Annotated in this window: 21 protein-coding genes; 11 read left to right on the top strand and 10 right to left on the bottom strand. The window is 72.0% G+C overall.

All coding sequences use genetic code 11. The features are described 5' to 3' along the window. The first annotated feature begins 2 nt into the window (after window positions 1-2). The 7 genes from M8445_RS15225 (at window position 3) to M8445_RS15195 (ending at window position 8,200) form a co-directional block, all read left to right on the top strand. Window positions 3-863 (top strand): carbohydrate ABC transporter permease, encoded by an 861-nt coding sequence (locus M8445_RS15225; protein ID WP_273991145.1) that lies wholly within the window; start codon window positions 3-5, stop codon window positions 861-863. Continuing rightward, window positions 860-1,900, top strand: coding sequence for a zinc-dependent alcohol dehydrogenase family protein (locus M8445_RS15220; protein ID WP_273991144.1), 1,041 nt, complete (start codon window positions 860-862; stop codon window positions 1,898-1,900). Before M8445_RS15225 ends, M8445_RS15220 begins: the two co-directional genes overlap by 4 nt. Window positions 1,901-1,957: 57 nt before the next feature. Then, entirely contained in the window at window positions 1,958-2,704 is a 747-nt protein-coding gene (locus tag M8445_RS15215; protein ID WP_273991143.1) for an SDR family NAD(P)-dependent oxidoreductase, read from the top strand. 97 nt (window positions 2,705-2,801) lie between these two features. Next, window positions 2,802-3,872, top strand: a complete 1,071-nt coding sequence (locus tag M8445_RS15210; RefSeq protein WP_273991142.1) for an NAD(P)-dependent alcohol dehydrogenase — start codon at window positions 2,802-2,804, stop codon at window positions 3,870-3,872. Beyond that, window positions 3,862-5,394, top strand: coding sequence for an FGGY-family carbohydrate kinase (locus M8445_RS15205; protein ID WP_273991141.1), 1,533 nt, complete (start codon window positions 3,862-3,864; stop codon window positions 5,392-5,394). Before M8445_RS15210 ends, M8445_RS15205 begins: the two co-directional genes overlap by 11 nt. Window positions 5,395-5,741: 347 nt before the next feature. Further along, a complete protein-coding gene (locus tag M8445_RS15200) occupies window positions 5,742-6,281 on the top strand; it encodes a MarR family winged helix-turn-helix transcriptional regulator (protein ID WP_273991140.1) in 540 nt (179 codons plus the stop codon). Next, window positions 6,278-8,200 carry an MDR family MFS transporter gene (locus tag M8445_RS15195; RefSeq protein WP_273991139.1) on the top strand — a complete coding sequence of 641 codons (1,923 nt, stop codon included), beginning with the start codon at window positions 6,278-6,280 and terminating at the stop codon, window positions 8,198-8,200. The genes M8445_RS15200 and M8445_RS15195 overlap by 4 nt, the downstream gene beginning before the upstream one ends. 95 nt (window positions 8,201-8,295) lie before the next feature. On the opposite strand, the gene M8445_RS15190 is transcribed toward M8445_RS15195, so the two are convergent. Together M8445_RS15190 and M8445_RS15185 are read right to left on the bottom strand one after the other, a co-directional pair. Next, window positions 8,296-9,387, bottom strand: coding sequence for an SDR family oxidoreductase (locus M8445_RS15190; RefSeq protein ID WP_273991138.1), 1,092 nt, complete (start codon window positions 9,385-9,387; stop codon window positions 8,296-8,298). A 249-nt stretch (window positions 9,388-9,636) separates the two neighbouring features. Further along, window positions 9,637-10,584, bottom strand: coding sequence for a DMT family transporter (locus M8445_RS15185; RefSeq protein WP_273991137.1), 948 nt, complete (start codon window positions 10,582-10,584; stop codon window positions 9,637-9,639). A gap of 39 nt (window positions 10,585-10,623) precedes the next feature. On the opposite strand from M8445_RS15185, the gene M8445_RS15180 reads away from it, so the two are divergent. Genes M8445_RS15180 through M8445_RS15170 form a run of 3 tightly spaced genes read left to right on the top strand, consistent with a single transcriptional unit; the run spans window position 10,624 to window position 15,139 of the window. Further along, a complete protein-coding gene (locus tag M8445_RS15180) occupies window positions 10,624-12,318 on the top strand; it encodes a DNA repair helicase XPB (RefSeq protein WP_273991136.1) in 1,695 nt (564 codons plus the stop codon). Window positions 12,319-12,377: 59 nt separating this feature from the next. Further along, the gene (locus M8445_RS15175; RefSeq protein WP_273991135.1) at window positions 12,378-12,725 is read left to right on the top strand and encodes a hypothetical protein; all 348 of its coding nucleotides are present in this window, start codon (window positions 12,378-12,380) and stop codon (window positions 12,723-12,725) included. Further along, window positions 12,722-15,139, top strand: coding sequence for a helicase-associated domain-containing protein (locus M8445_RS15170; protein WP_273991134.1), 2,418 nt, complete (start codon window positions 12,722-12,724; stop codon window positions 15,137-15,139). Before M8445_RS15175 ends, M8445_RS15170 begins: the two co-directional genes overlap by 4 nt. 50 nt (window positions 15,140-15,189) lie before the next feature. Here the strand turns inward: M8445_RS15170 and M8445_RS15165 are convergent, their stop codons facing one another. After that, window positions 15,190-16,599, bottom strand: a complete 1,410-nt coding sequence (locus M8445_RS15165) for a phosphohexomutase domain-containing protein (RefSeq protein WP_273991133.1) — start codon at window positions 16,597-16,599, stop codon at window positions 15,190-15,192. Between the two features lie 122 nt (window positions 16,600-16,721). Between M8445_RS15165 and M8445_RS15160 the strand changes: the two genes are divergently transcribed. Beyond that, entirely contained in the window at window positions 16,722-17,786 is a 1,065-nt protein-coding gene (locus M8445_RS15160; RefSeq protein WP_273991132.1) for a mannose-1-phosphate guanylyltransferase, read from the top strand. Between the two features lie 18 nt (window positions 17,787-17,804). Here M8445_RS15160 and M8445_RS15155 read toward each other — a convergent pair whose 3' ends face one another. From M8445_RS15155 to M8445_RS15125, 7 genes are all read right to left on the bottom strand, one after another. Continuing rightward, window positions 17,805-18,191, bottom strand: coding sequence for an ArsR/SmtB family transcription factor (locus M8445_RS15155; RefSeq protein WP_380091879.1), 387 nt, complete (start codon window positions 18,189-18,191; stop codon window positions 17,805-17,807). A gap of 41 nt (window positions 18,192-18,232) precedes the next feature. Next, window positions 18,233-20,581: a heavy metal translocating P-type ATPase gene (locus M8445_RS15150; protein ID WP_420704109.1), complete on the bottom strand. Its 2,349-nt coding sequence runs from the start codon at window positions 20,579-20,581 to the stop codon at window positions 18,233-18,235. A gap of 449 nt (window positions 20,582-21,030) precedes the next feature. Beyond that, entirely contained in the window at window positions 21,031-21,228 is a 198-nt protein-coding gene (locus M8445_RS15145) for a hypothetical protein (protein ID WP_273991131.1), read from the bottom strand. Between the two features lie 94 nt (window positions 21,229-21,322). Next, a complete protein-coding gene (locus M8445_RS15140; protein WP_273991130.1) occupies window positions 21,323-22,360 on the bottom strand; it encodes a serine hydrolase domain-containing protein in 1,038 nt (345 codons plus the stop codon). 26 nt (window positions 22,361-22,386) lie between these two features. Beyond that, window positions 22,387-23,490, bottom strand: a complete 1,104-nt coding sequence (gene murQ / locus M8445_RS15135; RefSeq protein ID WP_273991129.1) for an N-acetylmuramic acid 6-phosphate etherase — start codon at window positions 23,488-23,490, stop codon at window positions 22,387-22,389. After that, window positions 23,487-24,788 (bottom strand): anhydro-N-acetylmuramic acid kinase, encoded by a 1,302-nt coding sequence (locus M8445_RS15130; RefSeq protein WP_273991128.1) that lies wholly within the window; start codon window positions 24,786-24,788, stop codon window positions 23,487-23,489. The genes murQ and M8445_RS15130 overlap by 4 nt, the downstream gene beginning before the upstream one ends. Continuing rightward, window positions 24,785-25,561, bottom strand: a complete 777-nt coding sequence (locus tag M8445_RS15125) for a GntR family transcriptional regulator (protein WP_273991127.1) — start codon at window positions 25,559-25,561, stop codon at window positions 24,785-24,787. The genes M8445_RS15130 and M8445_RS15125 overlap by 4 nt, the downstream gene beginning before the upstream one ends. Window positions 25,562-25,564 lie beyond the last annotated feature (3 nt).

Raw genomic sequence — 25,564 nt, 5'->3', positions numbered from 1 at the left:
CCATGACCACGCCCACTCCCGCCGCCGTCCGCCCGGGCCGCACCGTCAGTGACCGCTACCGGCTGCGCAACGCCCTGCTGACCGCCGTGACCTACCTGATTGCGCTGGCGTTCCTGTTCCCGCTGGCCTGGATGTTCATGGCCGCCTTCAAGACCGAGGCGCAGGCGTTCGCCACGCCGCCCGTGTTCGCGTTCACGCCCATCCTCGACAACTTCAAGCAGGCCATTCCCACCTACCTGCCCGCCCTGAAGAACAGCCTCGTCGCGGCCATCGGCAGCACCCTGCTGGCCTTTGCGCTGGGCCTGCCCGCCGCGTTCGCGCTGGCCGTGTACCCCACCCGCCGCGCGCAGAACGTGCTCACCTGGATGCTCAGCACCAAGTTCATGCCGGCCGTCGGCGTGATCGTGCCGCTGTTCCTGCTGTTCCGCAACCTGCAACTGCTGGACACGCTGCCCGGCCTGATCCTGATGTACACCACCATGAACCTGCCGCTGGTCGTGTGGATGATGCACTCGTACATGACCGAGATTCCGCCCGCCATCTACGAGGCCGCCAAGGTCGACGGGGCCAGCGTCGCGCAGGAGTTCTTCGGGATCGCGCTGCCGCTCTCCACGCCCGGCATGGCCGCCACGGCGCTGCTGTGCCTGATCTTCGCGTGGAACGAGGTGTTCTTCGCGCTGAACCTCACGAACAGCGACGCCGCGCCCCTGAGCGTGTTCATCGGTGAGTTCAAGACCAGCCAGGGCCTGTTCTGGGCGCAGCTGAGCGCCGCCGCGACCCTGACGGTCCTGCCGGTCCTGATCTTCGGCTGGGTCGCGCAGCGCCAGCTGGTGCGCGGCCTGAGCTTCGGAGCAGTGAAATGACCGCCGCCCGCACCATGCCGGCCGCCGTGATCACCGCCCCCGGCCGCGTCGAGCAGCGCGAACTCCCTGTCCCGGAACCTGGTCCCGGTCAGGTCCGCATCCGCGTGCATGCCACGGGCGTGTGCGGCACGGACCTGCACCTGTTGCACGGGCACTTCGGCGCGCGCTTCCCGCTGGTGCCCGGCCACGAGATCAGCGGCACCGTGGACGCCGCCGGGCCCGGCGTGCTCAACGTCCGGGAGGGCGACCCGGTCACGCTGGACCCCAACCTGTACTGCGGGCAGTGCCACGCCTGCCAGCGCGGCCTGTTCCAGCACTGCGAGCATCACGAGGCGCTGGGCGTCACGCTGCCCGGGGGATTTGCGGCCTTCACGGTCTGCCCGGCCAGCAACGTGTACCCCGCGCACGGCCTGAGCCTGGATCAGGCGGCGTTCGCCGAACCGCTCGGCTGCGTCGCCTGGGGCATGACCCGCCTGCGCCCCCGCCCCGGCAGCACCGCCCTGGTGTTCGGCGCGGGCGCCATCGGTCTGCTGCTCATGCAGGGCCTGCGAGCCAGCGGATGCAGCCGCGTGGTGATGGTGGACCCCGTGCAGGACCGCCTGGACCTCGCGCGCACCCTGGGCGCCGCGCACGCCCTGACCCCGCACGCCGAGCTGACAGATGAACTGCGCGACCTGTTCCCGCACGGCTTCGACGTGACGGCCGAGGCGACCGGCGTGCCGTCCGTCGTGCAGGGCCTGCCCGCCCTGACCGCCATCGGCGGGCACGTGCTGGTGTTCGGCGTGGCCCCCGAGGACGCCACCGTCACTGTCAGCCCCTACGAACTGTTCGTGCGGGACCTGACCGTCCTCGGCTCGTTTGCCCTGAACCAGACCGTCCCGCTGGCCCTGGAATGGCTGCGCTCCGGTCAGGTGAACGTCGGGCCGCTGATCACGCACCGCCTCGGGCTGGGCGGCGTCGAGGACGCCCTGAACATGAAAGCCCGCCCCGGACTGGCCGGCGCGCAGAAAGTCCTGATCACTCCCGGCCTCGCCTGAGCCTGCCGGACGACCCGTCCCCCACCATCCCCCGCTCCCACCACAAGGACCCCCACCATGACCATTCTTGACCTGTTCAACCTGAGCGGCCAGCGCGCCGTCGTGACCGGCGCCGCGCAGGGCATCGGCTTCGAGATCGCCCGCGGACTCGCCGAAGCCGGCGCGCACGTCACCATCGCCGACCTGAACCCCGACACCGGACACGAGGCCGCCCGGAGCATCGGCGGGGCGTTCGAGACCCTGAACGTCACGGACCCCGCCGCCGTCGCCGCGCTCGCCACGAAACTCGGCGCGGTGGACATCCTCGTGAACAACGCTGGGATCGTCCGCAACACGCCCGCCGAGGACACCCCGGACGACGACTGGCGCGCCGTGATGACCGTCAACCTCGACGGCGTGTACTGGTGCTGCCGTGAATTCGGGCGCGGCATGCTCACGCGCGGCCGGGGGTCCATCGTGTCCACCGCGTCCATGAGCGGCCTGATCAGCAACCACCCGCAACCGCAGGCGGCGTACAACGCCAGCAAGGCCGCCGTCATTCACCTGACCCGCTCCCTGGCGGGCGAGTGGGCGGGCCGGGGCGTGCGCGTGAACGCCGTCGCGCCCGGCTACACCGCCACGCCCCTGACCAAACGCGGTCTGGAAACCCCCGAGTGGCGCGACACCTGGCTGAAAGAAACCCCCATGGGCCGCCTCGCGGAGCCCGCCGAGATCGCCCCGGCCGTGCTGTACCTCGCCTCGGACGCCGCCAGTTTCGTCACGGGGCACACCCTGGTCGTGGACGGCGGGTACACCTGCTGGTGACCGCCGGGGGGCAGGGAGGGCAGACACCAGTGCGCCCCCCTGCCCGCCCGCACCTCACCTCTGTTCCTGTCCGTTATCCCCGCACTGAAGGAGCCACATGATCCTGAATTCGAGAACGTCCCTGCTGACCGGGCCGCGCACCCTCGGCTGGGAGCAGCGGGCCGTGACCGCCCCCGGCGCGCGCGAGGTGCGGGTCCGCGTGACGCGCGTGGGCGTGTGCGGCAGCGACGTGCATTACTTCTCGCACGGCCGGATCGGGCCGTTCGTGGTGAACGGGCCCCTGGTGCTGGGCCACGAGGTCAGCGGCGTGGTGGACGCGGTGGGGGACGGTGTGACCCGCGTGCGGCCCGGTGACCGCGTGGCGCTGGAGCCGGGTGTGCCCTGCCGCCGCTGCGGGTACTGCCGCTCCGGGGCGTACAACCTCTGCCCGGACATGGCGTTCATGGCGACGCCCCCGGTGGACGGCGCGCTCAGCGAGTACCTGAACTGGCCGGACGATTTCGTGTACCCGGTGCCGGACAGCGTCTCGGACGACGCGGCCGCGCTGCTCGAACCACTGGCGGTGGGCGTGTGGGCGGTCCGTAAGGGCGGCGTGCGGCCGGGCGACAGCGTGGCGGTGCTGGGCGCGGGACCGGTGGGCTGCACGACCGTCATGGCGGCGCGCGCGGCGGGCGCAACGACCGTGATCGCCGTGGATCTGGAGGACTTCCGGCTGGACCTCGCGCGCCGGGTGGGGGCCACGCACACCTTCAACGCGCGCACGGGGGACGCGCTGGCGTTCATCCGTGAGCTGGGCGCGGCGCGCGACGGGCTGCCTCTCTCGCACGGCGGCGTGGACGTGGCCTTCGAGACGGCCGGGAGCCTCCCCACCACCCGCCTCACTCTGGCCGCTCCGAAACCCGGCGGCGTGGCCGTGCTGGTGGGCCTGCCCCCGGACCCGGAGGTGAGCCTGGACATCGTGAGCGCCGCCAGCCGCGAGGTGACGCTGCGCGGCGTGTTCCGCTACGCGAACTGCTACCCGGCCGCCGTGGAACTCGTGGCGAGTGGCGCGGCGAACCTGGACGCGCTGGTCACGCACCGCTTTCCGTTCGGGCAGACGCCGCAGGCCTTCGAGTTCGCGGACCGCGAGAAGCGCACGTCCATGAAGGTGATGATCGATGTCGCCTGAACCGCAGCCTGTGCGGGACCTGCTGATCGGCGTGGATGTCGGCACGTACTCCAGCAAGGGCGTCCTGGTGACGCTGGACGGTCAGATCGTGCGGCAGCACGTGATCCCGCACGGCATCTCCATGCCCCGGCACGGGCACGTGGAACAGGACGCCGACGGGGTTTGGTGGGCCGACACGGCCGCCATCATCCGGGAGTTGCTGCGCGAGCCGGGCGCGGCCGATCGGGTGGCGGGCGTGGCGTGCAGCGCCATCGGCCCGACCCTGCTGCCGCTGGACACGCAGGGCCGGCCGCTGCGGCCCGGCATCCTGTACGGCGTGGACACCCGCGCGCACGCCCAGATCGGCGCGCTGAACGATGAGATCGGCGCGGACGTGATCCTCGCGCACAGCGGCATGGCCCTGACCAGTCAGGCGATCGGCCCGAAAATCCGCTGGCTGCGCGAGCAGGAACCCGGCGTGTGGGCGCAGGCGGCCACCCTGATCAGTGCCGGCAGTTACCTGACCTTCCGCCTGACCGGTCAGCACGTCATGGACCACCACACCGGGGCGCACTTCATGCCGCTGTACGACCCGCGCACGCGCGCCTGGACGGATGAATTCGCCGTGCCCGTGCTGGGCAGCGCGCCGCTCACTTGCCTGCCGCGCCTCGCCTGGAGTGACGAACTGGCCGGGCACGTGACCGCACAGGCGGCCGCGCAGACCGGCCTGCGCGAGGGCACACCGGTCGCGGTCGGCACGGTGGACGCCCTGGCCGAGGGCCTCAGCGTGGGCGTGTCCCGGCCCGGCGACCTGATGATCATGTACGGGTCCAGCACCTTCTTCATCCTGGTGCAGGAGGCCCCCACGCCGGACCCGCGCGTCTGGTCGGTCGGCGGGGCGTTCGCGGGGCAGGTGAATCTGGCGGCCGGGATGGGCACGACCGGCAGCCTGACCCGCTGGTTCGCGGACGAGTTCGCGCGGGAGCACGACACGGGCGCGGCCTACGAGGAACTGTTCACGCAGGCCGCCGCCCTGAACCCCGGCGCGGACGGCCTGATCATGCTGCCGTACTTCAGTGGTGAGCGCACGCCCATCAACGATCCGCACGCGCGGGGCGTGGTGGCGGGCCTGACCCTCTCGCACCGCCGCGAGCACCTGTTCCGCGCGGCGCTGGAAGCCGTCGGGTACGGCATCCGGCACAACATCGAGGCGTTCCGGGACCTGGGTGCGGACGTGCGGCGCGTCGTCGCGGTCGGCGGGGGCACGCGCGGCGGAACGTGGTTGCAGATCGTGTCCGATATCAGTGGCGAGGCGCAGGAGGTGCCGGCCGTGACGGTCGGCGCGAGTTTCGGCGACGCGTTCCTGGCGGGCCTCGCGGCGGGCGTGCTGGACCGGGCGGACCTGGACCGCTGGGTGCAGCCGGGCGCGCACGTGACACCCGACCCGGCACTGGCCCCTGCCTACGACCGCCTGTACGGCCTGTACCGCGACCTGTACACGCAGACCCGCGCGACCGTTCACGCGCTGGGCGCCCCCACCTGAACCCCGGCTGAACCCCGGCGGGCCATCCGGTCCGCTGCGTTCCGCCTGCTCTTTACTCTGCTCGCTCTCCGAACCGCCCGGCACTCCGCTGGGTGGTTCGTTCCGTGTGGGGGCCGCCCTGGGTCCGTATGGGCCGTCTGGCCTATGGCGTGTCGCGTGGGTGGGGCGTACAGTTGGTCGTTTCGAGGTGTGAATTCTTTTCGCACTTAGATAGTTGTGGCGCAGAACACTATTCAATTCTCTGAATAGTTTCAGGATTGAGAGCAATTCAGCCGGCTTTCACGCCGAGAGGGAGACCCGACCCCCACACAGGCGGGGGCCGCAGGCAGGAGGAGATCAGCCACGCGATGAACCAGAATTCCCCGGACCCCACCCTCACGCCCGACCCGGCGTCCGCCGCCGCCGCCCAGCGCCTGGGCGAACAGATGAAAGGCCTGCACCGCTACGTCTCCGGGCAACTCATGCGCGCCATGCAGGACCAGTTGCAGGGCGACGACATGAGCTTCTCGCAGATGACAGCCCTGCACCAGCTGCGCGCCCACGCCGCCCTGAGCATCGGCGGACTGGCCGACCTGACCGGCCTGAGCCTCCCGGCCGCCAGTCACCTCACCGACCGCCTCGTGCAGCGCGGGTTCGCCGAACGCCGCGAGAATCCGGACGACCGCCGCGCCAAACTGCTGGCCCTCACGGCAGACGGCCACGCCTTCCTGGACAGCATGGACCGCCGCTTCAACGAGACGTACCAGCAGGTGTTCGGGCGCGTCAGCCGCCACGTGATCGAAGCGGCCGCCGACAACGTGGCCGCCGTCATGGCCGAACTGCACGCCCAGGACGCCCGGCACCAGCCGAACGACCCCGCCCGACCCACCCCGGAGGACACCGAATGACCCACGCCCAGCAGGCCCCAGAGGGCCGCATTGATTACGCCGAAACGCTGGACTTCCCGACCAAGCGCCTGATCCTGATCGGGACGCTGCTCGGGCTGTTCCTCAGCGCCCTGGACCAGACCATCGTCTCGACCGCCCTGCCGCGCATCACCCAGGAACTCGAGGGACTGTCCCTGTACTCCTGGGTGACGACCGCCTACCTGCTCGCCAGCACCGCCATGGTGCCCATCTACGGGAAACTCTCGGACATCTACGGCCGCAAGCCCATCCTGATGTTCGGGATCGTGGTGTTCCTGCTGGGCAGCGCCCTGTGCGGCATGTCCGGCGAACCGTTCCTGAACAACGTGTTCGGCAGCGGCATGATGCAACTGGTCGTGTTCCGCGGCATTCAGGGCTTCGGCGCGGCCGCCCTGACCAGCGTGGCCTTCGCGATCATTGCGGACATCTTCGCGCCCGCCGAGCGCGGCAAGTACCAGGGTCTGTTCGGCGCGGTCTTCGGCCTGAGCAGCGTCATCGGGCCGCTGCTGGGCGGTTTCCTGACCGACAACGTCTCGTGGCGCTGGGTGTTCTACGTGAACCTGCCCATCGGCCTCGTGGCGCTGGCGTTCATCTTCACGAAGATGCCCCGCCTCGCCAGCGGCCTGAAACCCAAGATCGACTACCTGGGCGCGCTGCTGATCATCGTGTTCAGCGTCCCGCTGCTGCTGGCCCTGACCTTCGGCGCGGACGGCACGTACGCCTGGACCAGCCCCACCGTGCTGGGTCTGTTCGCCACCAGCGTCGTGTCCCTGATCCTGTTCCTGTTCGTCGAGTCCCGCCACGAAAGCCCCATCCTGCCGCTGAGCCTGTTCAAGAACCCCACCTTCGCCTGGGGCGTCCTGGCCCGCTTCTTCATCGGCGCGGCGTTCCTGGGCGCGATCCTGTTCCTGAGCCTGTACCTCGTGAACGTGCAGGGCGTGTCCGCCACGGCCGCCGGGACCGCCACGATCCCCCTGACCATGGGCCTGATCGCCGGCGCGATCGGCAGCGGCCAGCTGGCCTCCCGCCTCGGGTACTACAAGACCATGATCATCATCGGCCTGCTGCTCATGATGGGCGGCTTCGGGCTGCTCAGCACCCTGAACGCCGACACGCCGTACCTGCGCGTGGTGCTGTACATGGTCGTGCTGGGCCTGGGCCTGGGTCCCGCCCTGCCGCTGTTCAACCTCGCCATCCAGAACGCCGTGAAACCCTGGGAGATCGGCGTGGCCACCAGCAGCGGGCAGTTCTTCCAGCAGTTCGGCAGCGTCATCGGCACCGCCGTGTTCGGCGCGATCCTCACGTCCATGCTGCCCACGCAGATCAGCCGGCAGCTGGAACCCGTCAAGGCCGACGCGCCCCCCGCCATCCGCGCGCAACTCGACGCCCTGAGCGGCGGTACCGGCGGCGCCAGCGAGAGCCGCAGCCCGCAGGCCAGCTTCGACGCGGTCGCCGTGAAAGCCGCCACCGCCGACGGCATCAGGAAAGGCTTCGACGGCACCCTGACCGCCGTGACCGGCGCCGTGAACACCGGCAACATCGCCGCCGTGCAGGCTCTCGCTACCAACCCGCAGTTCCCGGCCGAACTGGGCACGCAACTGAAGAACATTCCCGCTGCGGCCATCGCCACACCGCAGGGCCGCGAGGCCGTGGTCGCGCAGATCAAGGCGGGCCTGGACACCGCGCAGGCCGACGCGATCAAGCAGGCCGACACCACGCTCGACAAGGTGAGCCGCGCCATCAAGGTCGCGTTCGCCACGACCGTCAGCCGCATCTACCTCGTGAGCATCCTCGTGGCGTTCCTGGCGCTGCTGGCCGCGCTGCCCATGCCGAACCTGCGCCTGCCCCGCAAGGGCGAAGGCAAGGGGGAACCCGGCGGCCTCGCCTCGCTGGAAGGCTGAGCAGGCCCCACCACAGGCAGGAAAGGAGGCCCGGACATCACGTCCGGGCCGCTCTCATGGGCGGGTATGGCCTGGGTTGAGGCCGGGTGCGGCGTTCAGCGGCGCGGCGGGATCAGGCGCTGCTGTTCCAGTTGCGCGAACAGGTCGAAGAAGGACGCCTCGGTGCTCTGGTAGTCGCTGAAGCCCAGTTGACGGCTGCGGGTCATGTCGGTCATCACCTCGATCGGGCGGCTCAGGTCCAGGTCGGTATGCCACGCGGACGCCAGCCGGTGCAGGTCCGGTTCGGCCAGTCCGTACCGTCCGGCCAGGTCGCGCCACGCGCCTTCCATCCCGGCCAGCGAGTCCTGCATGGGCCGCACCGTGCCGTCAAACCCGGCGGCCTCCACGCCGAACCAGTCCGCGAGGCGGCCCCACAGCCAGCTCCAGCGGAACACGTCGCCGTTCACCACGTTGAAGGCGGTGTCGTGCGCCGCTTCGGTCTCGGCGGCCCACAGCATCTGCTGGGCCAGGATGCGGGCGTCGGTCACGTCCGACAGGCCGTTCCACTGCGCAGCGGACCCGGGGAACTGGAAGGGCCGCCCGGTCTCACGGCACAGCGAGGCGTACGCGGCCAGGGTCGTGCCGAGATTCATGGCGTTCCCGACGGCCTGCCCGATCAGGGTGTGGGGGCGGTGCACGCTCCAGCTGAAACCGTCCTGGGCGGCCGCCGCGTACAGTTCGTCCTCCTGGGCGTAATAGAAGTTCGGGAGGTCCAGGCGCGGCAGGTCCTCCCGCAGGGGCGTGACGGGCAGCTGCGCGCCCTGCGCGTACGCCTCGAACGGCCCCAGGTAATGCTTGAGGCCCGTGACGAGCGCGGCGTGCCGCACCGACCCGTGGGGGCGCAGGGCATTCAGGACGTGGCGGACCATGGCGCTGTTCACGGCAATGTTCTGCTCCTCGGTGTCCTGCCGTGCCCACGAGGTCAGGAACACGTGGCTGGGGCGCACGCCGGCCAGCGCGGTTTGCACGGACTCTGGCTGGAGAAGGTCGGCGTTCAGGGGAATCAGGCCGGGCAGGTCCGGCTGCGCCCGGCGGGCCAGTCCGTACACGGTCCAGCCCTGCGAGAGCAACAGGCGGGTGAGGGTACTGCCGGACAGGCCGGTCGAACCGACGATCAGGGCGGTACGGGCAGGATCAGGGGAACTCATGCCCGCAGTGTAGGGGTCGGCTGAACGATTCAATGTTCAGCGAACTGGCGGGAATCTCACGCAGCAGCCTGCTCCCTGGTGGGCTGCCGTCCCCTCATACGGATTCCGTCTGTTTCGTTGATAACCCAGCACTGCACCGGGTTGCCAACTCCACGCCCGAAACCCGTTTCTCTCCTGCTCGCTCCGCTCGGGTTGAAAGCTTTTGCAAACCTTTCAACCGGAGTCTGTATCAGCCGCAGAACTACTCTCCTATTTTCCCCGGCCCCCGAAGGCGGCCACGCTGACGCCCGCTGCGAGCAGGATGCCCATGCCGGTCAGAGCCAGCGGGTCGGGGACGTGACCGAAGATCAGCAGGCCCAGCAGCGCGGCCCACACGAGTTGCAGGTACGAGATGGGCGCCAGGAACGAGGCGGGGGCCTCGCGGAACGCCAGCGTGAACAGCAGGTGCCCCCCGCCGCCCGTGATGCCCAGGCTCAGGAACAGCGCGGCGCGCAGGGGCGTCAGCGGCGGGCCGGTCAGGAACCACGGCAGCAGCAGCCCGAAGCAGGCGGTACCGATCAGGGCGCTGGAGTACAGCAGGTTGACCGGGCGTTCCGTGCCGCTCAGCAGCCGCGAGAGCAGCTGGTACGCGGCGTTCGAGCCGGCGGCCAGCAGCGCCAGCGTCACGCCCAGCGGGTCGAGGTTCCCGCCGGGCCGGGCGATCAGCAGCACGCCCACGAAGCCCACCAGAACGCCCGCGCCGCGCAGCCACCCGACCTGTTCGCGCAGCAGCGGCTGGGCCAGCAGCACGACCAGCAGCGGCGCCGCGAATGACAGCGCCGTCGCCTCGGCCAGCGGCAGGCGTTGCAGCGCGGAGTTCATCAGCAGGGTCAGCAGCACCAGCGTCAGCGAGCGCGCCGCGACCAGCCAGGGCCGCTGCGTGACCAGCATGGTCCGCCCGCGCGACGGCGCGAGCAGGGCCGTCATCAGCAGCAGTTGCACCCCGTAGCGGACGCTGGCGACCAGCGGGACCGGGTACTCGGCCGTCAGGTGCTTGACCGTGGCGTCCAGGCACGCGAACAGCAGCAGCGCGCCCGCCAGCAGGGCCGCGCCGCGCAGGGGCCGGGAGACGCGCGTGACGGCGGGCGCGGTCACGCGGACCGGCCGCGCCGGGAGGACAGGGCGGGCAGGGAAGGGCGGGGCATCGCGGCCCACCATACGCGCATTCCAGCCCGCCGCCGCTATGCTGCCGGGCGTATGGCGACCGATCCCCTGAACCCGCTGATCGTGCAGGCAGACCGCAGCCTCTTCCTGGAGGCGTTCAACCCCCGCGCCGACGAGGCCCGCGCGGCCATCGCGCCGTTTGCGGAACTCGTCAGCAGCCCCGAGCACCTGCACACGTACCGCGTGAGCCCGCTGTCGCTGTGGAACGCCGCGAGCACCGGCATGACCGCCGACGCCATGCTGGGCGCACTCGAAGGACACGCGAAATTCCCGCTGCCGGGGAACGTCGTGACCGACATCCGCGAACTGGTGGGCCGCTGGGGCCGCCTGACCCTGGACCGCTTCGACGAGGCCCTGATCCTGTCCGCCGCGCCCGGCGACGGCCCGCTGCTGAGCGAACTGGCCCGCCACAAGGCCGTGGGACCGCTGCTGCGCGAACGCATGAGCGACGTGGTGTACACGGTGGACGCCGGAGCGCGCGGGGAACTCAAGCGCGCCCTGATGGACGCCGGGTGGCCTGTGGACGACCGCGCCGGGTACACCCAGGGGGCGGCGTTCCCCGTGACCCTCGCGCCGGACCTGACGGTGCGCGACTACCAGCGGGAGGCGGCGCAGGCGTTCTACCAGGGCGGCAGCGACACCGGCGGGTCCGGCGTGGTCGTCCTCGCGCCCGGTGCGGGCAAGACCGTGGTCGGCATGGTCGCCATGAGCCTCGTGGGGCAGCGGACGCTGGTGCTGACCACCAACCGCACCAGCGTGAACCAGTGGCAACGCGAACTGCTCGCCAAGACGGACCTGACCCCGGACGACGTGCAGGAGTACGCGCCGGGCCGCCCCGCCGGGCGGGAACTGGCCCCCGTGACGCTGTGCACGTACCAGATGCTCACGCACCGCCGCCCCGGAGCGCCCGCCGGGGAGGAGCATCCGCACATGAGCCTGATCGGCGCGGCCGAGTGGGGCCTGATCATCTACGACGAGGTGCACCTGCTGCCCGCCCCGGTGTTCCGCCTGACGGCCGGCGTGCAGGCCCGCCGCCGCCTGGGCCTGACCGCCACCCTGGTCCGCGAGGACGGCCGCGAGGACGGCCGCGAGGGCGACGTGTTCGCCCTGATCGGCCCGAAACGCTACGACCAGCCCTGGAAGACCCTGGAAGCGCAGGGCTGGATCGCGGCCGCCACCTGCGCCGAGGTGCGCTTGCGTCTCCCGGCCGACGAGCGGCCCGCGTACGCCGCCGCGCCCGACCGGCAGAAGCACGGGCTGGCCGCCGTGAACCCCGCCAAGCGCGCCGCGCTGCGCGCCGTCCTGGCCCGCCACCCGGACGTGCCGACCCTGGTGATCGGCGCGTACCTGGACCAGCTGGAACTGATGGCCGCTGACCTCGAGGCGCCGCTGATCACCGGGAAGACCCCGCAGCGCGAGCGCGAGCGGCTGTTCCAGGCGTTCCGCGAGGGGCGGCTGCGCACGCTGCTGCTCTCGAAAGTCGGGAATTTCGCGCTGGACCTCCCGGACGCCGAGGTGCTCGTGCAGGTGTCCGGCGCGTTCGGGTCCCGGCAGGAGGAAGCGCAGCGGCTCGGGCGGCTGCTGCGCCCCAAGGCGGACGGGCGCGGCGCGCACTTCTACTCGCTGGTCACCCGCGAAACCGTCGAGGAGGATTACGCGCACCACCGGCAGCTGTTCCTCGCGGAGCAGGGCTACACGTACGACATCATCGACGAGAGCGAACTCTGAGCGCCGGGCGTGGCGTGCATTGACAGCGCACCGTTCAGTGCGCAGGATGCACGTACCTCATGACCGACCAGACACCCAAACGACGCGGACGTCCCCCCAAGGCCACACCTGAAGGGACGCCCGCCGCGCCCGCACCGGGCAGAGCGTCACGCGCGAAGGCCGCCCCAGCCCTGCCGGAACCGACCTTTATCCCCGAACGCCTGACCGTGCATGCGGGCCTGATTCTGCTGGAAGTGCAGGACCCGGCGGACCTGGACGCCCTGCTGAGCGACGCGCGGCTGAGTCCGCACGTCGCCGAGCGGCTCGCGCCGACGTTCGTGCTGCTGCGCCCCGGCACGGACGCTGCCGCGCTGGACGCCCTGCGCCGCGCCGGGCACACGCCCCGCGTGACCGGAGGCCAGCCGTGAGTGGCCCCACCGACCAGGGGCCGTTCACGAAAGCCAACGCGAAGGTCGCGCTGGACGCTGTGGCGGCCCTGGAGGAACGCAAGGCCCAGGACTTCGACGATTCCATCAGCCGCCTGCCTCGCGCGTACCAGCAGAGAATCGCGGCCCGGTACAGCGGCGAGAAGGTCGGCAGTGGCGCCCGCGCGGCCGAGGTGATCGGTCAGGTGCGCAGCAGCCCGGAGGCGCTGCGGACGCTGGTGGCGAGCTTGAGCGTCATGGAACGCGCCGCACTGAGCGAGGTGGCCCGTCAGGGCGGATTCATGGACGGCTGGGACCTGCACGTCTTCCTGCGCCTGCGGGACCTGCGCGGCGACCAGCGCGTGTTCGGCGGTCCGAAGGGCAGGGTCGGGGACTTCTCGGTGCCGGAATTCACCGGGGCCGCTGCCCTGTGGGAACTGCTGACCGGCGGTCTGCTGCTGCCCGAGGCGCTGCCGAACGTCTGGATGCAGTCGTACTACAGCCAGTTCGAACCGCTGGGACGACTGCCCAGCCGGGTCCTGCTCGACCCGCGCCTGAGGCCCCTGCTGCCGCCGGAACCCGCCCCGCCCATCACGGCCCTCCCGACCGAGGTGCCGGCCGCGCCCGGCCAGACGGACCTGACGCCCCTGCGACTGCTGGAGGTGCTGCGCGGCGTGCGCCTGCACCCGCTGGCCGTCACGAAGACCGGCACGATCAGCCGCGCGTCCCTGAAGAACCTCGCCAGGAGCGTCACGGCCGTGGACGACCTGGAAGGCTGGGTGATCGCGGCCCTGAACCTGGGCCTGATGATCCGCGAGGGCGACCGCGTGACGGTCACCGCGCAGGCCGAGCGGCACCTGACGACCCTCGACCCGGCGCGGCTGCGCGCCGTTCTGAGCAGCCCGGGCGGGCACGTCCAGCCGGAGGACGCCCGGGCGTCCTTCAACTCGGTCACGGTCGTGCGGCGACTGCTGGGCGCCGTGCTGCGCGCCCTGCCGCACGCGACCACGCAGGCCGAGGTGATCCGCCTGACCCGGCTGGTCACGCCGCCGGAACTGCTGGGTTCCCGGCCCGGTCAGTCTGTCCGGCCCGACGCGCTGGACCGGTGGGTGGCCGCAGCGCTGCGCGGGCAGTTGAGCGCGGGCGGCCTCGTCCACGTGAGCGGCGAGGGACCGGACTCGGCCGTCACGCCCGCGCACCTGATGACCCCGCCCGCTTCGTCCGGCCCGGCCTGGATCCTGCAACCGAACTTCGACCTGCTGGTGTACCCCACCAACCTCACGCCCGCGCAACGGCCCCTGCTGGCCGCCGCCGAGGCCGTGCGTTTCGACGAGCAGACCGCGTCGTACCGCCTGACACGCCAGAGCGTGTACGCCGCGCTGGAAAGCGGCCTGAGCCTCCCGGACCTGCTCGCCGGGTTGCAGGCCGGGTCCGCCACGCCCCTCGCGCCGGGCGTGCAGCGCAGCCTGGAAGATTGGGCAGCGCGGCGCGACCGCCTGACCCTGCACCGCGCGGCCACGCTGCTCGAGTACCCCACGTCCGCCGAGCGCGGCGCCGCCCTGAAGAAAATCGGGGGCACGCCGGTCGGCGAGCGTTTCCTGCTGCCCGGCACCCCCGCCTTCAAACTCCCGTCCGGCACGCCGGTCCTGCTGGCTGACGCTCCGCCCGTCCCGGCGTTCTTGTTCGACCCGGACGGCTCCTTCCGCGCTGAGGGCAGCGTGGACCTGCACGCCCGCGGCCTCCTGCGTGGCCGCGTGACCACCCGCGTGGACGGCCGCCTGGAACTGCGCCCCACCCCGCCCGGCGCTCTGCCCACCTCGTTCCTGCCGGACCTCGAAGCGCGCGTCAAGGGCCGCCTGCCGGGCGCGCTGCGGCTGCAACTGGGCGTCTGGAGCGGCCAGACGCCGCCGCCCTCGCTGGCGAGCGTGGCGTTGCTGTCTCACCCGCAGGCCGCCATGCTCGCCGCGCACCCGCGCCTGAAAGGATTGATCGGCCCGGTGATCGGCCCGAACCTGTTCACGGTGGACGCCGCGAACGTGGACGCCGTGCGCCGCGCCCTGGACGCCCTGGGCCTGAGCCCCACCACGGACCTGAACGTTCCGGAGAACCGCTCGGCGGAACTGACCATCATGGACGACACCCGCCAGAAACGCGCCTTCCTGGAACGCGCCATCGAGGCCGGGCAGCGTGTGCTGGTGCAGTACAACGTCGAGAAGTACGTCGGCTGGTCGGGGCAGCCCAGCGCCGGGCGCAGCGTCCTGGAGGAACTCGAACCCCTCAGCATCGAGCGCGGCAGCGGGAACACGCCGTACCTGAACGCCCGTCTGGTCGGAGAGCCCGGCAAGGGTCGGGGCGCGCAGGCCTCCAGGGACCGCCACATCCGCATTCAGTACGTGACAGGCATGGCGCTGCGCTGAGACGCGTTTCCGATGGCCGGGACGGTTCCTGCTGTCCCGGCCAGCCCGTTTCAGCTCGGCAGGTGCCGCAGGGTCCGCTCGCGCAGTTCGTTCAGGATGCCCTGCACCTCGGCGTCGCTGGGGGCCTCCACGTACAGGCGCACGACCGGCTCGGTCCCGGACGCCCGCACCATGCCGTACCCGCCGCCGAACACCAGTTTCACGCCGTCCATCGTCACGACGTCCAGCACGGTGTGGCCGCCCAGCGACCCCAGGCCCGCGATGTCCTCCATCAGGGCCGCCCGGTCGATGGGGCGGGGCAGGTGCAGGTCCACCCGGTCGTAGTGGTGCCGGAACCCGACCAGCGCCTCGATCTGCGCGAACTGCTCGTCCAGGCCCAGCCCGCTGACCGCGACCGTCTCCTGCAGCAGCAGGCCGTTCAGCAGCCCGTCACGTTCCGGCACGTGCCCCTGCACGCCGATCCCGCCGGATTCCTCGCCGCCGATCAGCACGGCGTCCTCCGGGTGCGCCTCGCCGTGCAGGAACGCCTCGGTGATGTACTTGAAGCCCACCGGCGTCTGCAGGACCCGCAGTCCGTGATGCTGCGCGAGCCGCTCGATGATGCCGCTGGTCGACACGGTCCGCACCACGATCCCCCGCTTGCCCTGCGAGGCGAGGTGGTGCAGCAGCACCGCGAAGATCTGGTGACTGTTGAAGAACCTCCCCCCGGACAGCACCGCTCCGATGCGGTCGGCGTCGCCGTCCGTGACCATCGCGAAGGCCGGGCCGCTCACGTCCCGCATGACCTGCATGGTGGATTGCAGGTTCTGCGGAATGGGTTCCGGGTTCACGCCCCCGAACAGCGGGTCCGGCGCGGCCCGCAGTCCGTGGAACGGCACGCCCAGGTACTCGCGCGTGAACTCCTCGATCCAGCCTCCGGCGGCGCCGTGCATGGCGTCGTGGTACACCGGCAGGCCCGCCCGGCGGATCGCGCTGGTGTCCACCAGTGTTGCCAGTGCGCCCAGGTACTCGCCGCGCACGTCCGCCTCTGTTAGCTGCCCGGCGGCGCGGGGCGTGGCCGGGCCGTCCAGCCGCGCCTCGACCTCGGCGACCAGCGCGGGCGTGGCGCTTCCGCCGTACGCGCCCTTGAGTTTGTACCCCTGGTACTGCCCCGGGTTATGGCTGGCGGTGATCATCACGCCGCCCGCGTGCCTGCCGGCCCGCACCGCGTACGACAGTGCCGGCGTAGGTGTGGCGCCCTTCAGGACCGTCACGTTCAGGCCCGCCGCCTGCAAGGTCTCACCGGCCGAGCGGGCAAACGCGCCCCCCAGGAACCGGGTGTCGTGCGCCACGACCGCCGAGCGGCCCCCAGCGTCCAGCAGCGCCTGCGCGTGCGCGCGGGCCACGCGCCCCACGTTGGCGAAGGTGAACTCGTCGGCGATCACGCCGCGCCAGCCGTCAGTGCCGAAAGTGAGCTTCATGAGGCACAGCCTACTCTGACACGCCACGCCCTGCGTTCATTTTTCAGGCCCTGGCGCTCCCCCTGCGGGTGGGGGCACACAGTAGGGGCGTGGCGCGCACACGCCGGGGATAAGATGCGGGCATGACCTTCTACCCGGTGATCCTGGCAGGTGGGAGCGGCGAGCGCTTCTGGCCGCTGTCGCGTAAGAGCAAACCCAAGCAGTTCCTGACCCTGGAAGCCAGTGGCCGCAGCCTGCTGCAGACCACCGCCGAACGCCTCACGGCCGGACTGCCCGGCGGCCTGGAACGCCTGATGGTCGTCACCGCCAACGAGCACCGCTCGCACGTGCTCGAGCACCTGCCGGAACTGCCGCTGGAGAACCTGCTGGTCGAGCCCGTGCCGCGCGACACGGCCGCCGCGATCCTGTACGGCGCGCTCACCGTGCACCGCGACGACCCGGACGCCGTGATGGGCGTCTTCCCGGCCGATCACCGCGTGGATGATCCGGCGGCCTTCGCCGCGACCCTGGAACGCGCCGTGGCCTACGCGCAGGACAACGACGTGCTCGTCACGCTCGGCATGCAGCCCCAGTACCCCGCCACCGGCTACGGGTACATCGAGAAGGGCGAGCAGGACGCGCAGACCGGCGTGTACCGCGTGCAGCGCTTCGCGGAGAAACCCGACGCGCCGACCGCGCAGGCCTTCCTGGACACCGGCAACTACCTGTGGAACTCCGGGATGTTCATCTGGAAGGTCAGCACCATCCTCGCCGCCTTCGAGGAACTCGTCCCCGACCTGTACGGCCCCATGGCCGAGGCCGCGAAGGTGCGCGGCGGGCTGCGGCAGGTGTACCCGGACCTGCCCAAGATCAGCGTGGACTACGCCATCATGGAACGCGCCCGGAACGTCGCCGTGATTCCCGCCAGTTTCGGCTGGGATGACCTGGGTGACTGGAACGCCCTGGAACGGCTGCTCAAGGGTGACGGCTCGAACGTCGCCGTGGGCCGCCACGTCAGCCTCGACACCGGCGGCGCGATCATGTACACCACGGGCGGCGACGACCTGATCGCCACCATCGGCCTCGAGGACGTGGTCGTGGTCCGCGCCGGGGACGTCACGCTGGTCGTCCGCAAGGACCGCACGCAGGACATCAAGAAGGTCGTGCAGCAACTCAAGGCCAACCCGGACCTCGCCCGCTTCGCCTGAGTGGCGCCCGCGCGCCGGTCAGGAAGGCACCGGCTCGCGCACGTGGTCGAGGACCACGCCGATCAGGCCAGCGACGTGAGCGTCCAGCAGGCGGTAGTACGCCACGCGGCCCTGCTTGCGGAAGGTCACGATCCGCTGTTCGCGCAGCAGGCGCAGCTGGTGGCTGACGGCGCTCTCGCTCAGGCCGATCACGGCGGACAGGTCGCACACACATAGTTCCCCGCCCTGCAGGGCGCTCAGGAGTTTCAGGCGGGTGGGGTCGGCGATGACTTTCAGCAGGGTGCTGGCGGCCTCGATGTCGGCCGGGCCGGGCTGCCCCGCGCGGGCCTGCGCGACCGCGTGCGGGTGAAGGCAGCTGACCTCGCACAGCGCAGCGTGGTCGGCCAGCGCAGCATGATCGGACAGCGCCGCCTGATCGGCCGCCTCCGGGTGGGGAGTGGGCGTGGTCACGCGGCCTCCGGGTGGGCGGCCGGTGCGGGCGCGGCCGGGCGGGCGGGCGGCTGCCAGCGCAGCAGGCGCAGGGCGTTCGCGGTGACGATGGCGGTCGCGCCGGTGTCGGCCAGGACCGCCATCCACAGGTTGGTGTAGCCCAGCAGCGTGGTGATCAGGAAGATGGCCTTGAGGCCCAGCGCGAAGGCGATGTTCACGCGGATGTTGCTCATGGTGGCGCGGCTCAGGGCGATCAGGTCGGCCAAGCCACTCACCTGCTCTCGCAGCAGCGCGGCGTCCGCCGTTTCGAGGGCCACGTCGGTGCCGCCGCCCATGGCGATGCCCACGTCCGCCTGCGCCAGGGCGGGCGCGTCGTTGATGCCGTCCCCGATCATGGCGACGCTGCCGTGGGCCTGCAGGTCGCGGATGAGGCGCAGTTTGTCCTCCGGGAGCAGCGCCGCGTGCACCTCCAGTTCCGGCGCGCCGGCGCGCCGCAAGTCGTCCGCGATGGCCTGCGCGGTGCGGGTGTTGTCGCCGGTCAACATGACGGTCCGCACGCCCAGGCGGTGCAGGGCGGCCAGGGCGGGGGCTGCGTCGGGGCGGGGTTCGTCCCGCAGGCCGATCACGCCGCACACCTTGGGCGCGACCTGCCCGCCCTGCTCACCCAGCAGGACGAGGACGGCGGTGCGGCCCTGTTCTTCCAGTCGCGTGACCTGAGCCTGCACGTCCTGGGCGATGTCGGTCAGCGCGGCGGCGTGCCCGGGGGAACTCACGGTGACCTCGCGGCCCACGCCGGCCTCAGTGCCGCTCAGGCGGGCGGTGACGGCCCGGCCGGGCAGGGCGCGCGCGTCCGTCACGGCCGGAACGTTCAGGCCGCGTGCGGCGTCCAGGACCGCGCGGGCCAGCGGGTGACTGCTGCCCGCCTCGGCCGCTGCAGCCAGCCGCAGCACGTCCTCGCGGGTGCCGCCGACCGGGTGAACGTCCGTCACGCGCGGGTGACCGGCGGTGAGGGTGCCGGTCTTGTCGAACGCGACGCTGCGCACGCCGCCGATGCTTTCCAGGGCTGCGCCGCCCTTGATCAGCAGGCCGCGCCGCGCCCCGGCGCTGACGCCGCTGGTGATGGCGGCCGGGACGCTCAGGACCAGCGCGCACGGGCAGCCGATCAGCAGCAGGCTGATCCCCCGGTACAGCCAGGTGTGCCAGTCGCCGCCCAGCAGCAGTGGGGGCACGGTGGCCACCAGGGCCGAGACCAGCACCACGCCCGGCGTGTACACGCGGCTGAACCGGTCGATGAAGCGGGCGGTGGGGGCGCGGCTGGCCTCGGCTTCCTCGACCATGGCGGTGATCCGCGCGATGGTGTTGTCGCTCGCCTCGCGGTCCACCCGCACGGTCAGCAGGCCGTCCCCGTTGATGCTCCCCGCGAAGACGCGGTCCCCCACGCTTTTCACGGCCGGGACGCTCTCGCCGGTCACGGGACTGTCGTCCACGCCGGACGTGCCGCCGAGCACCGTGCCGTCTGCCGGCACGCGCGCTCCGGGGTTGACCTGCACGGTCTGCCCGGCGCGCAGGGTGTCGGCCGGCACTTCACGCGCCGCGCCGGCGGACCCGGCGGCGCTGTCCGGCAGCAGCAGGGCCGTTTTCGGGGCCAGCGCCGCGAGCGCCCGGATGCCCGCGCGGGCACGGCCCGCCGCCACGCCCTCAAGCAGTTCGCCCACCGCGAAGAAGAACACCACGACCGCTCCCTCGGCGGCCTGCCCGATCAGGACCGCGCCGGTGGCCGCGAGGCTGACCAGCATGTTGATGCTGAACGGGTCCCCCAACCGGGCGCTGGCCACGGCGCGGCGCGCGAGCGGCCACACGCCCAGCAGCGTCGCCGCCACGAACGCAGCCGTGCTCAGGGCGGGTGCTGCGAAGCTCAGGACCCACGCGGCGGCCAGCAGCACGCCCGACAGCAGCACCAGTCGTCCCTGGGGACTCTGGTGCCAGGGCTGCGCCGGCCCCGCAGCGGGCGCGTGGGAATGCCCGTGCGCGTGTTCGTGCCCGTGTTCGTGCGCGTGCCCGCCGCCGTGCGTGACCGGTGTGGCCGGATCACCGCCCTGCAAGGTGGGCACGTACCCCAGCGACCGCAGGTGCTGTTCCAGCGTCTGCCGGGGCGTGCGCGTCTCGTCCAGCTGCAACTTCAGGGTCTGCCGCGTGAAGCTGGTGCTGACCTCGCCGGTGCCGGGCAGGCCGCCCACCAGCCGCTCGACTTTCGCCACGCAACTGGCGCAGTCCATGCCCTGCACCAGGTAGCTCAGGGTGGGCGGCTGGTCGGCCGTGGCCTGCCGGACCGCTGCGGGGGAGGGGGGGCGAGGCGCGGACGTCATGACCCAGTATACCTGAGCAGACGCTCAGATGTCACGGATCTCTGACAGGGCGGGTGACGCATGGGCTGTGAGGGGCAGCCCGACCAACAAGATCGGACGCCTGTTCAGGGCGTCCGGTGCGGGTGAAGCTTGAATGTTCGAGGTGCTGTGGTGTGTGGCGGGGTCGTTGTCCTCACTGGTTGCGCTGGGCCGCGTTCTGGGGGGCGGTCTGCACGCGCTCCGGGAACAGGACAGGCAGGGAGATCAGGGGGATCGCGATGGCGGCCAGAGCGAAGAGGAATTCCATACCGTTAGTGTCACTCCTGTGCGGCGGGCGCTGATGACAGCGGTCTTGAAGTGGTGCAGAGCTGCGCTTCAGGGGCCGCACAACTGCCCTTAGGGTCACGCAGAGTCTGTTCTCACATTCGGCTGTTGAGAGCTGGCCAGAGGGAATCCCTTCAGTCGGTCCTTCAGTCGGTGCGGGTGCTGGTCAGGTTCCACTGGTGTTCCGTGTGGCCCGCCGTGTGACGGTTCAGGGCCGTCTGGAACGACTGATCGGGTGAGCCTTCACGCGGGCCGCGCCAGATCAGAAACGCGCACAGCAGCCCCAGTCCGGTGCCGGCCAGAACCTGAACAGTGGTGATCCACAGCAGAATGTCTACGAACATGCCTGAGTGTGAAAAACTCGACATGACAGATTTCTCACATTCCTGACCGTTTCTGTCATCCATCCCGGCCTGCCCGGCGCCTCTGGGTAGCCGCCTACACGCCCTGAGCGGCCAGCAGGGTGTTGCCCACGGCGCGGCGTAGGCACTGAATGTCGAAACTGGTGTGGCGGGTCGGGTGCACGCGGTTGGTCAGCAGCGTCCAGGCGAGGCCACGCGCGGGGTCCACCCACAGGCCGGTGCCGGTAAAGCCGGTGTGCCCGAACGCGGCGGGACTGGCGAGGCTGCCGCCGCTCCAGCCGGGGCTGGACGTCACGAACGCGAGGGTGCGGCCCTCGACCTGTGGGCGCAGCGTTTCGGCCTGCGCGGCCGGGGAGAGCCAGCCGCCGCGCAGCAGCAGTTCGCCCTGGCGCAGCACGCCGCCCAGCGTGCCGAACAGCCCGGCGTGCCCGGCGACTCCGCCCATCGCGGCGGCATTCTCGTCGTGCGTCTCCCCGCGCAGCAGGCGTTCGCGCCACAGGCAGTGTTCCGTGGCGACCGCGCGGGCCGGGTCGGGCGTGAAGGTCAGCCCGCCATCCAGTGGCAGGTCCCGCAGCGGGTGTCCGTGCAGGCGTTCCAGCACGCGGCCCAGCAGCACGTATCCCAGGTCCGAGTACACGACCGGGCCGGCCTCACTGACCGGCCAGGGTTCATGCAGGAAGCGGGCGCGGATGGTGCGCTCGTCGCCCCAGGTGAACAGTTTCGCCCAGGCGTGCAGGCCGGCGCTGTGCGTCAGCAGGTGCCGCAGCGTGCGTTCACGCAGGCCGTCCCCGCCGGTCTGTCCCGGCATCCACGCGAGGTCCGGCAGGTGCGTGCCGAGCGGGTCGTCCAGGTCCAGCAGGCCGCGCTCGGCGGCGCGCAGGACCTCGCGGGCCGTCAGCAGCGGCTTGGTGAGGCTGGCGAGGTCCCACCAGGAGTCCGCGTGCAGGGGAGGCGCGTCTGCCGGGCGTTCCGGGCGTTGCAGCGTGCCCAGCAGGACGGTCGCCTGCTCGCCGGCGGCGTTCACCACGCCCAGCGCGGCGGCGCTCGGTCCGCCGTGACCCTGCGTGGCCCGCTCCAGCAGCGCCCGCGTGCGCGGCGGAATGACCGGGCTCATGCTCGGGTCTGGGCCGGCCACGCGGCTCAGGCCTCGCCCAGCGCGGCGCGGGCGTGCCCGCCTGCCTCGTCCAGACGGCGGGCGGCCTCGCGGACGCTCACGCCCAGGCGCAGGGCGACCACGGCGACTTTCACCTGCCCGTTCGCTTCCAGCAGCGCCGCGCGGGACTGCGATTCGCTGGCGTTCGCGGCGTGCATGACCAGCCGCAGCGCCCGGCCCTCGAGTTTGATGTTGCTGGTGCGCACGTCCACCATCAGGTTCCCGTACACCTTGCCGAGCCGCACCATCAGCGCGCTCGACAGGGTGTTCAGCGCGATCTTCTGCGCCGTGCCGGCCTTCAGGCGGGTGCTGCCGCTGATGAGTTCCGGGCCGGTGTCCAGCAGCACGGCGCAGTCGGCGGCGTCCAGCAGCGGCGTGCCCGGATTGTTCGACAGGCTGATGGTCAGCGCTCCGGCGGCCCGCGCGGCGGCCAGCGCGCCCAGCACGTAGGGCGTGGTGCCGCTGGCGGCCACGCCGATCAGCACGTCGTCGGGACCGACCCCGGCGGCCTGCACGTCCCGCTGCCCGGCTTCACGGTCATCCTCAGCGCCCTCGACGGCGCGGCGGATGGCGCTTTCGCCCCCGGCGATCAGCGGCACGGCCCGCTCGGCCGGCCAGGAGAAGGTCGGCGTGAGTTCCGTGGCGTCCAGCACGCCCAGCCGCCCGCTGGTCCCGGCGCCGGCGTACACGAGGCGCCCGCCGCGTTCCAGGCGGGGCAGCGCGGCCGTGACCGCGCGGGCCAGGGCGGGCGCGGCGTCGCGGGCGGCGTTCACGGCCTGCAACTGGTCGTCCGCGAGTGCCTGCACCAGCGCGCCGGTACTCAGGCGGTCCAGGTCGGCGTGGTCACTGCGGAACCCCTCGGTGCGGCGGGCCTCGGGCGGCAGCGGCGCGGGCCGGCGCGGCGGACGGTCCCCTCCGGGCAGGGGTTCCGCCGGCAGTCGTCCAGCGGGCAACGGTCCCTCTGACAGCAGGGCGTCTTCTGGCAGCAGGGCGCCCGCTGGCAGCGGTGTGGCGTCCGGCGTGAGGCTCTGGCCCGGGGTTTCCGGGTGGGGGACCTGCGGCTCGGAGGAGGAATCCGGTGGGTGCGTCATGGGCGGTCTCCAGGGAAAAGGGCGGGGTTGACGGGAACCGGACGGCGCGGCGCGGCTGCTGGAGGAGCGGGCGTCCAGCGGCCGGCAATGACGGCGTGGCGGGCGCCGGTGGTGTGCGGCAGGGTGTTCGGCCAGCCCTGCGCGTGCGCGTACCCCAGGAACGCGAAGGCGGCGGCCTCGCGGGTGGCGTCGGTGAATCCGGCGTCGGTCCAGCCGAGGTCCGCGAAGGTCCGCAGCGGCGTGGGCGTGGGCAGGTCTGCCAGGGCGGCGGCCAGCGCCCGCATCAGGGCGGGGTTGCGCGCCCCGCCGCCCGCCACGACCACCTCGCCGGGCGGGCCGCTGAGGAACCGCAGCGCCTGGGCGACACTCTGGGCGGTCAGGGCCGTGGCGGTCGCGGCCAGATCGGCGGCACTCAGGTCCGGGCTCAGGTCCGGGGGGACGGGCAGGCGTCCGAGGGTCCAGACTTCCCGCCCGGTGGCCCTGGGGGGCGGCTGCGCGAGGTCCGGGTGCGAGAGCCAGCGCGCCAGGGTGGGTTCGTGCACCTGACCGGACGCGGCCAGCGCGCCGCCGGCGTCATGCGTCTGGCCGGTCAGGGCGGCGATCTCGTCGAGCAGGCAGTTGGCGGGGCCGGTATCGAAGGCCTGCACGCGCCCCGGGTCGAGGCCGCGCAGGGCGGTGACGTTCGCGATGCCGCCCAGGTTCAGCAGGGTGCGGTTCACGCCGTCCTGCGCCAGCAGCGCCCAGTCCGCGAACGGCACCAGCGGCGCGCCCACGCCTCCGGCGGCCATGTCGGCGGGCCGGAAGTCGGCCACGACGGGCCGCCCGGTGTGCGCGGCGATCACGGCGGCCTCCCCGAGTTGCAGGGTGGCGGGGCGGGCCCAGCCGCGCGCCGGGTCGGGGGCCGGGTGGTGCTGCACGGTCTGCCCGTGGCTGGCGATCAGGTCGGCGTGCGCGGCGTGCGGCGCGGCGGCCTGCGCCAGCGCCTCTCCCAGCGCCCAGTGCAGCTGGGTCAGGTCGGCGGTGCCCACCCCGCCCTGCATGGCGGCCAGCACGGCGGCGCGCAGGTCCGGCGGGTAGGGCGTGAAGGTGTGCGCGACCACCCGGCCGCGCGGCGCGTGGGGCCGGCCGCCCCGGTCACTCAGGTCACTCAGGGCACTCAGGGCACTCAGGGTCTGGGGGGTAGGGGGAGCGTGGGTTCCGCGCAGGTCGGGCCAGCCGGGCAGTTCCAGCAGGGCGGCGTCGATGCCGTCGGCGCTGGTGCCGCTCATCAGGCCCAGCACGCGCGGGGCGCTGCTCAACGCTGGTCCCCGCGCAGTTCCATCACGAAGTCGTAGCGGTCCCCGCGGTAGTGCGCGCGGGCGTACTCGATGGGCTGCCCGCTTTCCAGCCAGGAGACGCGGTCGGTGGCCAGCAGGGCCGCGCCGACCGTGACGCCCAGCAGCGGCGAGAGGTGCAGGTCGGCGTTCAGGGCGCGCAGGTGCCGGATGGCGCGCACGGGGCTCAGGCCGCGCCCCTGCAGCAGGGCGTACAGGCTGGCGTCCTGCACGTCCTGCTCGGTCAGGTCGCCGACGAGTGCGGCGGGCAGGGTGGAGTCCTCGATGGCCAGCGGCTCCCCGTTGGCGGTGCGCAGGCGGCGCAGGCGGTACACGCTCTCGCTGGGGGACAGCGCGAGACTCATGGCTTCCTGCGCGTTCGGGCGGGCCCGTTCGAAGCTCAGGACCCGCGCGCCGGGCGTCTGCCCGCGTGAGCGGACGTCCTCGGAGAACGAGGCCAGCAGGGCCAGGGGGCGGCTGGGCAGGTCGCCGGGCTGGGCGGGCGGCGTGACGAAGGTGCCGCTGCCGTGCCGGCGGGCCAGCAGTCCCTGCTGGGAAAGTAAGGCCAGGGCCTGCCGGATGGTGACGCGGGACACGCCGAGCGTGGCGGCCAGGTCGCGTTCGGCGGGCAGGGCGCTGCCGCGGCGCAGCTGGCCGCTCTCGATGCGGCTGGCGAGTCCCTGCGCGACCTGCACGTAGACTGGCGTGGCGCTTCCGGCGTCCAGCGGTATGGCCCAGGTGGAGGAGGTGTCGGACATCCC

Origin of the sequence: Deinococcus aquaticus (assembly GCF_028622095.1) — a bacterium.
GTDB lineage: Bacteria > Deinococcota > Deinococci > Deinococcales > Deinococcaceae > Deinococcus > Deinococcus aquaticus.
Note: the sequence above shows the minus strand (reverse complement) of the source record. Positions and strands in the feature narration are given on the sequence as shown.